The 11,251-nt window shown below is 70.4% G+C and carries 11 protein-coding genes; 8 read left to right on the forward strand and 3 right to left on the reverse strand.

The window, feature by feature from the left end:
* Positions 1 to 333: 333 nt before the first annotated feature.
* The 7 genes from AUL39_RS11480 (at position 334) to AUL39_RS08760 (ending at position 8,342) form a co-directional block, all read left to right on the forward strand.
* Complete coding sequence (locus AUL39_RS11480) at positions 334 to 1,296, forward strand: glucosaminidase domain-containing protein (RefSeq protein ID WP_235810819.1); 963 nt, start codon at positions 334 to 336, stop codon at positions 1,294 to 1,296.
* 170 nt (positions 1,297 to 1,466) lie between these two features.
* Positions 1,467 to 2,075 carry a hypothetical protein gene (locus AUL39_RS08740; protein WP_153001611.1) on the forward strand — a complete coding sequence of 203 codons (609 nt, stop codon included), beginning with the start codon at positions 1,467 to 1,469 and terminating at the stop codon, positions 2,073 to 2,075.
* Positions 2,076 to 2,152: 77 nt separating this feature from the next.
* Positions 2,153 to 3,067 (forward strand): conjugal transfer protein TrbL, encoded by a 915-nt coding sequence (locus tag AUL39_RS08745; protein ID WP_235810820.1) that lies wholly within the window; start codon positions 2,153 to 2,155, stop codon positions 3,065 to 3,067.
* Between the two features lie 58 nt (positions 3,068 to 3,125).
* Positions 3,126 to 3,650 (forward strand): hypothetical protein, encoded by a 525-nt coding sequence (locus AUL39_RS08750; RefSeq protein ID WP_059055400.1) that lies wholly within the window; start codon positions 3,126 to 3,128, stop codon positions 3,648 to 3,650.
* Between the two features lie 8 nt (positions 3,651 to 3,658).
* Complete coding sequence (locus AUL39_RS08755) at positions 3,659 to 7,081, forward strand: VaFE repeat-containing surface-anchored protein (RefSeq protein ID WP_082667346.1); 3,423 nt, start codon at positions 3,659 to 3,661, stop codon at positions 7,079 to 7,081.
* Positions 7,074 to 7,196 (forward strand): hypothetical protein, encoded by a 123-nt coding sequence (locus AUL39_RS11570; protein ID WP_268233403.1) that lies wholly within the window; start codon positions 7,074 to 7,076, stop codon positions 7,194 to 7,196. Before AUL39_RS08755 ends, AUL39_RS11570 begins: the two co-directional genes overlap by 8 nt.
* A 57-nt stretch (positions 7,197 to 7,253) precedes the next feature.
* Positions 7,254 to 8,342, forward strand: coding sequence for an ArdC family protein (locus AUL39_RS08760; protein WP_059055404.1), 1,089 nt, complete (start codon positions 7,254 to 7,256; stop codon positions 8,340 to 8,342).
* A 206-nt stretch (positions 8,343 to 8,548) separates the two neighbouring features.
* On the opposite strand, the gene AUL39_RS08765 is transcribed toward AUL39_RS08760, so the two are convergent.
* The 3 genes from AUL39_RS08765 to AUL39_RS11130 all read right to left on the reverse strand — a co-directional run bounded on the left by AUL39_RS08765 (position 8,549) and on the right by AUL39_RS11130 (position 10,769).
* Positions 8,549 to 9,094, reverse strand: a complete 546-nt coding sequence (locus AUL39_RS08765) for a hypothetical protein (protein WP_059055406.1) — start codon at positions 9,092 to 9,094, stop codon at positions 8,549 to 8,551.
* Positions 9,091 to 10,209, reverse strand: coding sequence for a relaxase/mobilization nuclease domain-containing protein (locus tag AUL39_RS08770; protein WP_153001612.1), 1,119 nt, complete (start codon positions 10,207 to 10,209; stop codon positions 9,091 to 9,093). Before AUL39_RS08770 ends, AUL39_RS08765 begins: the two co-directional genes overlap by 4 nt.
* 125 nt (positions 10,210 to 10,334) lie before the next feature.
* Positions 10,335 to 10,769, reverse strand: coding sequence for a ribbon-helix-helix domain-containing protein (locus tag AUL39_RS11130; protein ID WP_160327068.1), 435 nt, complete (start codon positions 10,767 to 10,769; stop codon positions 10,335 to 10,337).
* Positions 10,770 to 11,044: 275 nt separating this feature from the next.
* On the opposite strand from AUL39_RS11130, the gene AUL39_RS08780 reads away from it, so the two are divergent.
* Positions 11,045 to 11,248 carry a YlcI/YnfO family protein gene (locus AUL39_RS08780; RefSeq protein WP_059055413.1) on the forward strand — a complete coding sequence of 68 codons (204 nt, stop codon included), beginning with the start codon at positions 11,045 to 11,047 and terminating at the stop codon, positions 11,246 to 11,248.
* The last annotated feature ends 3 nt before the right edge of the window (positions 11,249 to 11,251 follow it).

An 11,251-nucleotide genomic window follows, 5' to 3' on the forward strand; every position in this document is an offset into this window, starting at 1 on the left:
GCAGCGACGACGGTGCAGTGCGCCCGCGAAACCAAAGAGGGCGAGGCAGCGCCTCGGACGGTCGCCTCGGCGTCAGAGGCACCCCGACGCCACGGCGCGCGGTCCAGGCTCTCCGCGCTCGACGGGAGGGCCGCGTCCCGACCCGGATCTCCAAGGGCGCGCCGTGCGGCGCGACGCGGAGGACGTGCGAGAGGCGATGCGCCCACGCGCATGGCCGCACAGGGCACGGCAGCAGGCACGACACCGGCCCCCGCCGACAGGGCGGCTGCGTACGCGGCGGGCGCGCCCGCCGCCGTCCCCGTAGCCGGCATCCTCGCCGGAGCGGTCGTCGCGGTGCTTGTGGCGGCGACGCTCTCGCAGGCGATAGGTTCGCTCTTCGGGTTCTGGGACAACGAGGCCTCGAGGCGGGCCTCGGTGGAAGGGCTCCCTCCCTACGTCACCTACTCGATGGTCCTCACGGCCCTCGAGTGTCAGGAGGAGTACGGGCACCCGGCGGGCTGCACGCTCGCCCAGATCATCGTCGAGTCGGGCGCAGGCGACCACCTCTCGGGGCTCGCGACGAGGGACAACAACCTATTCGGCATCAAGTGGGCTTCGAGCTTCGCCTCCTGCCCCGAGGTCGCGGGCAAGGAGTCATGGCAGACGCGGGAGGAGTACGGCGGTACCCCGGTAACCGTCGTGGACGCCTTCACGAGGTTCAGGTCCTGCGAGGACTGCATACGCTTCCGCTCTCGCGTGCTGCTGCAGTCGGAGAGGTACGCGGGCAACGAGAAGATCCGCCGGGCGATCGAGGGACGCGACTCGGACCTCATGGCGGAGGGCCTCAAGGACGCCGGCTACGCGACGTCCTCCTCCTACGTGGACTCGCTCAAGGCGGCCATGGACGCCTACGGCCTCCGGCGGTTCGACTCGATGAGCGCCGACGAGCTCAGGGAGGCCGGGCCCGCGGGCGCGGCCTCGGGCAAGGGGGCGACCATCGTCGCCGCGGCGCAGTCGCAGCTCGGCACGCCCTACGTCTGGGGAGGGTCGACGCCCTACAAGGCGCTCGACTGCTCCGGGCTCACGCAGTGGTGCTACGCGCAGGCGGGGATCCGGATACCACACCAGAGCGAGGCGCAGATGAGGGCGGGGACGAGGGTCCCGCTCTCGCAGGCGGAGCCGGGCGACATCCTCTGGAAGCCGGGCCACGTCGCCATCTACGTCGGGGGCGACTCCTACATACACGCGCCGCAGCCTGGGGACCACGTGCGCGTGGGAACCGGCATCGGACGCTTCACGTGCGCGGTCAGGTTCTAGCAGAGAGGGAAAGAAGGATGGAGAAGAGGCACAGGGCAGTAGCAGCGGTGGCGGCGGGCGCCGTCGCGGTCGCGCTGGGGGCCGGGGCCGCGCGGTCCTGCGCGGGAACCAGCGAGCCGACGGCCGGCTCGGACCCGCGGGATGCCGGGGGGTCCACGGCATGGGTCGAGGTGGTCCCCGGGACGGGATCCTCCGGGGACGCCGAGGAGGGAGGAGCGGGCGCTGCCGCCGAGGAGGCGACGTCCTGCGCCGCCGAGCTCGAGTCGCGCGAGTGGATGGGCGCCGAGGACGCGTCGCTCAGGATGACCGCGTCGGGCGGCAGGCTCGTCGAGACGGACGGCACCGACACGTACACGTCCTCCTACGTTGTCACATCCGACGGCGATGGCAGCTGCGGGCTCGCGGTCACCCGCGCCGACGGGACCGTTGTGCAGGCCACCGTCACCATCGAGGGCGAGGGGGACGACGAGAGGCTCACCTGCGAGCAGCTCCAGACCGCCTTCGACTGGGTGCCTGCCCCCAGGGACGGCGAGGTGAGGGTGACGGACGTGGACGACGCCTACCTCTCGCTCGTGGGCGGCAGCGAGGACGCGCTCGACCTCGCCGTCTCCCTCTGGGCGTCCGAGCACGTCCCCGGCGCCTCGGAGGCCGCGTTCGACGGAGAGGTGTACCTCGACACGAGGACGGGCTCGGTCACGGCCACCTTCACCTGCGACGACCCGGGGAGGACGATCCTCTCGGTCACGTGGGCCGACGGCGCCTTCTCGGTGACGGGCTAGCCATGGACGGGACCACGACAAGGCGCGCGTTCCGCCTCGCCATGGCGACGGCGCTCGCCGTCGGCATCGCCCTCCTCGTGCCGCGTCCCGCGTGGGCGTCCATCGGCGACGACATCAACTCGTGGATGTGCGGGGTCCTCCGGGACACCTGCAACTGGATCTTCGACGCCCAGGCCAAGGTGCTGGCCTCTATAGGCGTCGACGGCGTCCTCTCGAAGCCCTTCGACAGGATGCTGGGGACGGCGGGCGAGGTGACCCTCTTCGACATCGCCCGCGGCGTGTGGAAGACGGCGGTCCTGCCCATCGGCTGCGGGGTCCTGAGCATGGTCTTCACGGTCCAGCTCATCCACCTCTCCCAGCGCATGGACGGCAACGCCTCGATGCCGGCCGTGCGGGAGGTCGTCTTCCTGCTCGTGTTCTTCGCCGTCTGCCTCTTCCTGGTGCAGAACTCCTTCGAGCTCATGCGCGCGGTCTACGAGGTGGCGCGGCTAGCGATAACGAGGACGACCTCGGCATTCGGGTCCGGCGGCGCGATGGACCTCGCAAAGGTCTCGATCGTCACCACCGAGGACAGCGTCCCCGCCCTGGTCGCGATGATCGTCGTCGCGCTCGTGAGCTGGGTCGTGGTCATCGTCGCCTACGTGGTGGCGCTCGTCGTCTCGTGGGCCCGCGCCATCCAGCTCTACCTCATGGCTGCCCTCAGCCCGATCCCTCTTTCTCTGCTGGGGCTCGAGGACACGCGCCAGGCGGGCGTCGCGTACCTCAGGAGCTTCGCCTCCGTGTGCCTCGCCGGCCTCATCATCACCGTCACCCTCATCGCCTTCCCGGTCGTGCTGGGAGGGCTCAACGCGGCGAGCGCCGGCGCGGGCGCCGCCGTCGACACCGTGGTCGGGGGCCTCAGCTACGCGCTCCAGTACCTCGCGATGTGCGTGCTGCTGATCCTCTCGCTCACGAAGAGCGGCTCCTGGGCCAGGGACGTCCTGGGCGGGTAGCCGAGCAGAGCCAATCGGCCGGGGCAGGCCCCGGAGGCAGGAGAACAGGAGGAAGGACATGGAAGGTCCGGAAGGCAAGCGAAGGGGGCGCGTCTGGCTCTCGTTCCACGAGAGGTTCGTGCGGAGGGCGGAGTACGCAGACCGCGAGACGGGCGAGGAGAGGGTCCTCAACACCGTGACCCTCCCCAGCGGGACCGTGGTCGACGGCACCGACTACGGCGGCTGGCAGTTCCACCCGAGGTACGTCGAGCCGAACCACTCCAAGTACCACGACGAGCACTGGAGGGACGTGCCGCTGCCCGCCGGAAGGGTCGTGAGGCTCAGCCGGGACGTCCTCGACGCGGACGGCAGCCCGATGCCGGACGGAGAGGGCGGCAGCCAGAGGGAATTCGCGGAGGTCGACCCCGCGAGGCTCAGGCTGGCGCTCGTCGAGTCGCGGCGCAGGTGGTACGAGCAGAACGGGCGCGACCGAACGGAGGCCCGGGACGACGGCACGGATGGGCTCTCTGAGCGGGCGCAGGGCGCGCGGGCCGCCTCCGAGGCGATCGGGAGACCAGGCGCCACCAACCCACAGGAAAGATAGGAGAAGAGATGAAAACCATGAAGGTGAGGGCCCGGTCGGCCCGTCGCGCCCTGAAGGCGTGGAGACGCGACGGAGGGGCGAGGCGCATGCAGGCCCTGGCGCTCTCGGTCGCGCTCGTGCTGGGCCAGCTGCTGGGGGCGCTCGCGCCCACGGTCGCGCACGCGGCGACGGGCGACACGGCCTACTTCTACAACGACACGTCGGGCGACGTGGGACCGTTCAGTGCGAAGACGTTCGGAGCCTACCAGCGAACCGATGACGCGTCGGCATCCGGCGTGGCCTACTGCATGGACGGGGAGCTCGAGGGCCCCGGGCTCGGGAAGGTCACATACACGTGCGAGGGCGATGCCGACACCGTCCTCGGCTACATCGTCGCCAACGGATACCCGAACCAGACCACCATCGGGGGCAGGGCGCTCTCGGCCGGCGAGGCGCGCGCCGTCACCCAGATGGCCATCTGGTACCACCGGGGCTACGACCTAGGCAAGCAGGGGCTTTCCGCCGAGAAGCTCGACCTGTACGAGCTCGGCGTCGCCCTCTGCCGCGAGGCGGAGGCCTACGAGGCGTCGGGCGGGGCGAGCCTGCGGTGCGGCACGGTATGGTTCGCGACCACGGACAGGCAGCGGATGCTGCTCACGTCGGTCCCCACCGGCGGCGTGGAGCTTGTGAAGTCCTCGTCGAACCACGAGGTGACCGACGGCAACGGCAGCTACTCGCTCGCCGGAGCCGTGTACACCGTCTATTCGGACGAGGCGTGCACGCAGGCAGTCGCGACGATCACCACGGACGCCGACGGCCGAGGCTCGGTCGAGGGCCTGCGCGCCGGGAGCTACTGGGCGAGGGAGACCACCCCGGCGAGCGGGTACGCGCTCTCGCAGGACGTGATCGCGCTCTCCGTGGAGGCGGGCAGGACGACGAAGGCCACGGCGACGGACGCGCCGCAGACGAACCCCCTCGGTCTCGTGCTCGCCAAGGCCGACGCCGAGACGGGCGAGGCCTCCCCTCTCGGCGCCGCCAGCCTCGCGGGCGCGGAGTTCGAGGTCCGCTTCTACGCGGGTCAGTACGACGAGGGAGACCTCCCCGAGGACGCAACGCGCACCTGGACCGTGACCACGGGCGAGGACGGCACCGCGGACCTCTCGTCCGCCACGGGCGACGAGCTCTACCGCGACGCGTCCGGGAACGCCGTCGTCCCCCTGGGCACCGTCGCCATACGGGAGACCAGGGCACCAGAGGGCTACAAGGCCTCGGTCGGGACCTTCGTGACGCACGTGACCGCCGAGGGCACCTCCGAGCGCGTCTCGACCTACGCCGCGCCGACCGTATCCGAGCAGGTACGCCGGGGCGACCTCGAGCTCGTGAAGGCGGAGTCCGGGAGCATGCGGCGCCTCTCGGGGGTCCCGTTCCGGATCACCTCTGCCACCACGGGCGAGTCTCACGTGATCGTCACCGACGAGAACGGCCAGGCTGGCACCGCGGCCTCCTGGAACGCCCATACGAGCCGCACCAACGCCAACGACTCGGCGGCGGAGGGCTCCTGGGACGCCTCGGCGGGCGTATGGTTCAGCGGCGCCACGGGCAAGGACACGGCCCCCGACGACTCGAAGGGGGCGCTGCCCTACGACACCTACACGGTGGAGGAGCTCCGCTGCTCCGCCAACGAGGGCCTCAGGCTCGTCAGCATGACCGTCACGGTATCGCGCGACGCCACGACCGTAGACCTGGGCACCATGGACGACGACGAGGGCCCGCGCATCGCCACCACGCTCACCGGCGAGGGCGGAGAGCACCTCGCCGAGGCGGCCGGGAAGGTCACCCTCACCGACGAGGTCGCCTACGAGAACCTCGTCCCGAGCCAGGAGTACGAGCTGACAGGCACCCTCGTGGACCGCGGGACCGGCGAGGCGGTAACGGATGGGGACGGGAGTCCCGTCACCGCGAAGACGAAGCTCGTCCCCAAGCTCTCGAGCGGGAAGGCGAAGGTCACGTTCGAGCTCGACGCCTCGGGGCTCGCGGGCCGCTCCGTCGTGGCCTTCGAGGAGCTGTCCCAGGGCGGGACCACGGTGGCCGCGCACGCCGACGTCGACGACGGGGGCCAGACCGTGCTCTTCCCCCGCATCGGAACCACGGCGACGGACGCGGAGGACGGATCCCACGAGGCCGCCGCGGACGGCGACGTCACCATCACCGATGAGGTCGCCTACGAGAACCTCGTCCCAGGCAGGGAGTACGAGCTGACCGGCACGCTCATGGACCGAGAGACCGGCGAGGCCGTGACAGGGGCGGACGGCAGGGCCGTGACCTCAACCACCAGGCTCACGCCGGAGTCCGGGTCCGGCACTGCCGAGGTCACCTTCAGCTTCGACGGGTCCGCCCTGGCGGGGCGCACGGTGGTCGCGTTCGAGACGCTCTCGCTCGGGGGAAGGGAGTACGCGGCGCACGCGGACCTCTCGGACCAGGGCCAGACGGTCACGTTCCCGGGCATCCGCACGACCGCCTGCGACGCCTCCGACGGCGACAAGGTCATCGACGCGGCACCGGGGCAGAAGGTCACGGACACCGTGGCGTACTCGAACCTCGTTCCCGGCGCCACCTACAGGCTGACGGGCAGGCTCGTGGACCGCGACTCCGGCAAGGAGCTCGCGACCGCGGAGGCGGAGATCGCGCCCGAGTCGGCCACCGGCACCGCAGAGGTCGCGTTCGACGTGGACGGCACCGGCCTCGAGGGAGGGAGCCTCGTCTGCACGGAGGAGCTCTCGCGCGACGGCAAGGTGGTCGCCGTGCACGCGGACCTCTCCGACGAGGGGCAGACCGTGAGCCTCCCCGGCATCCACACGACGGCGACCGACGCCGACGACGGCGACCACGAGGCCACGGCCTCGGAGCGGGTGAGGATCACCGACAGGGTCGAGTGGTTCGGGCTCGTCGCGGGCCGCGAGTACACGGTGAACGGCACCCTGGTCGACGGCGAGACCGGCGAACCCGTCAGGGACGCCGACGGCACGCCCGTCACGGCGAGCGCCACCTTCACGGCCGACGCGACGTCGGGCAGCACGGACGTCACGTTCGAGTTCGACGGGAGCTCGCTCGCGGGTCGCGACGTGGTCGCCTTCGAGACGATCACGCACGAGGGGAAAACCGTGGCCACGCACGCCGACCTCGAGGACGAGGGGCAGACGGTGTCCATCACCGAGGCCCCGCCCGAGACCCCGAATGAGGAGGAGAGCAAGGGCGGCGAGGGTCTGCCGAAGACCGGTGATGCTGGCATCCCGGTTGCCCCCATCGCGGGGCTCTGCGCCGCCGCCGGGCTCTCCCTCGCGGGCGCGAGGGCGCTGAGACGCCACGAAGCCCACGACGAGTCCGAGATGCGCATCGAGCGCGGACCAGAGAGCGGACCCGACCCGCTGGGAGGAGGCGAGGACGATGAGTAGCCAGTTGGGAGGCCTCGCCTGGTTCGTCCTCGGCGTGCTCAACGGGGCGACGGCAGTCGCTGCCCTCGCGCTATGCAGGGCGGCCGGGCTCGCCGACGGGTGTGGAGAGGAATAGGCACGGCACAGTGGGCGGTCCCGAAGGGGCCGCCCCGTCTTCCACAGGGAGGAAGAGATGCGCGGGGAGAAGGGCAAGGACACGCTCGCCGAGGGGCGGGCGAGGCTCGTCGAGTCGCTGGCTAGGGCGATGGAGGAGGAAGGCCTCTCGTGGTACGCGGGATGGGAGAGGTGCTGGTCAGCGAGGAACGCCGCGACCGGCGCGCGATACAGGGGCATCAACAGGCTCTCCCTCGCCGCCGCGTCCGCACGCTGCGGATTCGATGATCCCAGGTGGATCACGTACAACCAGGCGCGCGAGGCGGGCTGGCACGTGCGGCGCGGCGAGCGGGCGCAGGCAACGGTGGAGTTCTGGAGCTGGTACGTGCGCATCGTGCGCGCGGGGAGGCAGTCGGTCGTGACGGTCCAAAGGGCACTCGAGCTCGTCTCGACGGGGAAGATCACCGAGGGGGACGTCTGCGGAGAGAAGTTCCTGAGGGGAAGAGGAGCCTGGGTCTTCAACGCGAGCCAGGTTGAGGGCGTCCCGCCACTCCCTGTGCCGCATGCGTCGGACCCGAGGTCGCAGCCCTGGAGGGTCGCCGACGACCTCGTCGCGTCGTCGAGGTGCCCCGTGAGGGAGACGAGGAGCGACGACGCCTTCTACGCCCCCGCGGAGGACGCAATCACCATGCCGCTGCGCGGGCAGTTCGAGTCGGCCGAGGGCTTCTGCAGGACGCTCATGCATGAAATGTGCCACTCGACCGCGGGAGAGCTCGGCAGGCCGCTCCCGACCGACCACGAGTCCTACGCGTTCGAGGAGCTGGTCGCGGAGCTTGGCAGCGCCTTCTCCGCCGCGGACGCCGGGCTCGACATGTCGGCTGTGGCGAAGGGAGGGTCGGTGCAGACCTGGACGCAGAACCACGCGGCGTATCTCAGGTCGTGGCTGGACGAGATCAGGGACGACCCATCCGCGCTCGCCCGCGCCGCCTCGGAGGCTTCGCGGGCCTCCGACCTCGTCATCGGCAGGTACGAGAGGACGAGGGACGAGCGGCTGCGGCCGCGCGCGAGGGACGAGACGCCGCTCGCAGAGAGGGCGGGATCCGCAAGGGAGGCTTCGGAAAGGCTCGCTGCGTGGGACATGACACCAGAGGACATGAGGGCAAAGTAGTAAACCAGCAGGTAGACGAGCTGCTGTAAGGCCATCTGAGGCCATCTGGGAGCGCCCCGGACCAACCGTCTGGGGCGAGGCCAGGCAAATAGGGGCATGCCCTCAGAACACGGCGCGCAGCGCCAGCCTCAGCGCCCAGATGAGGACGCGCAGGAATCCCCTCAGAACGGCGAGCGTGATCCTGCCCAGGGCCGAGAAGAACCGCCTCATGACGCACCTCCGAATCCGGGATCCGACGTTTGCGAGACCGTAGCACGCACGCGCGACAAGAATTCGAGGCTCCCGGCAGGCACGCCCATCCAAGCGCAGACCCTTTCCGTGGCATCTCGCGGGTCGTCGCCCGCCACCTCCGGGATCGAGAGGCCCGTACGGTACGCCCAGGCGGAAAGCGCCGGGAGGTCGGACGGGCCGTCATCGAGCATGGCGCGGACGTCATCGAGGCGCGACACGTCAACGAGCCCGCCTCCCGCCCTCAGCCACCTCGCTGCGCCGTCGACGTCCACCCTGGACACAGAGCCGAGCTCCTTTGGCGTCGCGAGCTGCGCCCGCCATCCGCGGCGCCTCCTGAGCGCCTCACCCTCCGCGACGCCCTGGGAGTCGTAGTAGTCGAGCTCGAGCCAGATGCCGTCGTCCCCCAGCGAGAGCACGAGGTCGGAGAGGACGCTCCTCCCGGGAAGCGGGTCCGGCCGTGTGAGTCTGTCGGAGTCGAACTCCTCCAGGCGCCCGTCCACGAATGACACCGTTACCCTCATCGCGGCCTCCCGTCCATGCGGCGGTCTTGCCCGAGCTCCGGCTGCTGCCGGCCGGTGCGCCCCTCGTCGTTCTGGGTGCTCTGGCGCACGCCACTGCGAGCGTCCTTCCTCTGCGCGTGCCCGGTGCGCCTCGCAGCCTCCCTGCGTTTCGGCAGCATGCCGTACTCCCTTGCCAGCGCGGCGGCGGCATCGATTCGCTCCCTCACGCCGGGCTCGTCGCAGCGCTCGGCCGCCGCGACGAGCTCCTCTACGGAGCGTGCGCGCGTCTCCTCGATCACTGCGACGGCGGAGGAGAGTCCCCTGAGCTCGGAGAAGTCCCTGAGCTCGATGGCGCGGCGCGCCGCTTCCTCAACGCTCACGACGGACCCGTCCGGCAGGAGCGCCTCTCCGCGTCGCGCGGCGAGCCTCGTGAGCACGTCTGTGCGGCGGTAGTCGGTGCCGAGCCGCGTTCCGCTCACCCTCCTAGAGGGCTGGTCTGCGAGGGAGAAGGTCCAGTCGCTGCCGTCGCCGCGGACGCTCGCCTCGACGCCCAGGCGCGAGAGTCTGCCGAGCAGCTCCCGCTCCGTCCTGGAGGAGGCGATGGCGACGTCGACCCTCGACCGGATGTCTGCGACCCAGGAGTAAGCTCCCCTGGAGGAGAGCTCCGCCTCCGCGCGTCCCACGTGGACCCTCTGGTAGTTCTCCCGCGAGGCGCGCTTGCGCGTGTCAGGGTGCCCTGCGTCGATCCTGCCCTCGAAGTGCGAGAGTCCCATGTTCCGCGCGATCGCCTGGAGGCGCCCGTTCAGGAGGCCGGGGTCGGGGTCGCGGAGCCTGTTCCCCGTGGCGAGGTTCGTGTTGTTCACAATCACATGCGCGTGGGGGATGCGCCCCTCGTTGTCGTCGTGGTAGACGATGGCCACCTGGAAGTCCGGGAAGCTCTCCTCGGCCCAGCGCACGGCGAGCCCTCTGAGGTCCGCGAGCGAGACGCCGTCGCGCGGGTCGGGCGAGAGGACGTAGTGCTTGTAGGTCCTGGCCGGCCTGCCGCGCCAGGGGGCGTCGTTGCCGTTTGCGCGCCTGGTCTCGTCCATGGCCACGTCCCATTCGAAGTCGTCCACGCCGCGCCCCGACTGTCGCACGGCCTCGTCGATCCGCGAGAAGTGCAGCAGGTCTCTGGCAAGCGCCCTCCCGTCCCGCTCGAGGTACCTCCTCGCGGCTGCGAGACCCGTGTGCCCCGATATGGCCTTGATCGCCGGCATGCGCGTCAGCTCCAGAGGAAGACGGCGGGCCTGTCGGAGAGCCTCGCCACGTCCTCGCGGAGGCACCCGATGGAGTCCGCCACGTAGGTCATCTCCGCGTCCACGACCCTGAGCGTCTCGAGCGCGTCCTCGGCAGCCACCTCGTCCGGCGACTCGCGGGCGACCTTGGCGATGGTGTTCAGCGCGGCCACGGACTGGTTGTAGAGCGTCCCTATGGAGCGCAGGTTTCTCACGATGCCGTGCGAGGTCTCGTAGTCGAAGGCGACGGTGCCGACGCCCATGCGCGCCCCGCCGTCCGCGAGGCAGTGGATGAGGAGCCTCACCACCTGGCTCCTCGAGCAGGAGAGCTCGGCGGAGGCCCTGCGCAGGGCCTCGAGCTCCTCGTCGGACACGCGGACGTTCAGGCGGTTCGGCATGGCGTCTCGGCTCAAGTCGGTCACCCCCAGGGGCGCGGGGCATCCCCCGCAGAGCGAAAGGACGGTCGGACGGTTCTGCCCGCGGGGGCGTCCCCCGGGGCACAGACGCCAGTCTGCGCCAACGGGGCTGCCTCCGCGGCCAGCCTGTCCGCGCCGTCCGCCGCGTCCATCCTGGCCACCGTGGGTGTACAGGATGGGCTACTTGCTGTCCCCGGAGAAGCTTGTTTACGGATAGGGGCAAACTGCTAGAATGTAGTTACATTTATTGCATTTTGCACGCTAATTGCGAGGGGTGAGCCATGAAGTACTCCGAGCTCGTCGATTCCGGCGCCACGTCCACTCAGGTGATGGACTATCTCTCCGAGGGCGAACCTACGCCGATAACGCTAAGGGTCCCGAGGAACCTCAAGGACGCAGCGGCGGAGACCGCTCGCCTCAGGGGCGTCAGCTTCTCGGCATTCATCCGCTCGTGCATCATCAACGAACTCTCCGAGGGGGACTAGAGG

The sequence above is a fragment of the Tractidigestivibacter scatoligenes genome, from assembly GCF_001494635.1.
Classification (GTDB): Bacteria; Actinomycetota; Coriobacteriia; order Coriobacteriales; family Atopobiaceae; genus Tractidigestivibacter; species Tractidigestivibacter scatoligenes.

Coding starts and splice junctions, on each gene's coding strand:
- AUL39_RS08750 (WP_059055400.1), top strand. CDS start 3,126: ATGGAAGGTCCGGAAGGCAAGCGAAGGGGGCGCGTCTGGCTCTCGTTC.
- AUL39_RS08755 (WP_082667346.1), top strand. CDS start 3,659: ATGAAAACCATGAAGGTGAGGGCCCGGTCGGCCCGTCGCGCCCTGAAG.
- AUL39_RS11570 (WP_268233403.1), top strand. CDS start 7,074: ATGAGTAGCCAGTTGGGAGGCCTCGCCTGGTTCGTCCTCGGCGTGCTC.
- AUL39_RS08760 (WP_059055404.1), top strand. CDS start 7,254: ATGCGCGGGGAGAAGGGCAAGGACACGCTCGCCGAGGGGCGGGCGAGG.
- AUL39_RS08765 (WP_059055406.1), bottom strand. CDS start 9,094: ATGAGGGTAACGGTGTCATTCGTGGACGGGCGCCTGGAGGAGTTCGAC.
- AUL39_RS08780 (WP_059055413.1), top strand. CDS start 11,045: ATGAAGTACTCCGAGCTCGTCGATTCCGGCGCCACGTCCACTCAGGTG.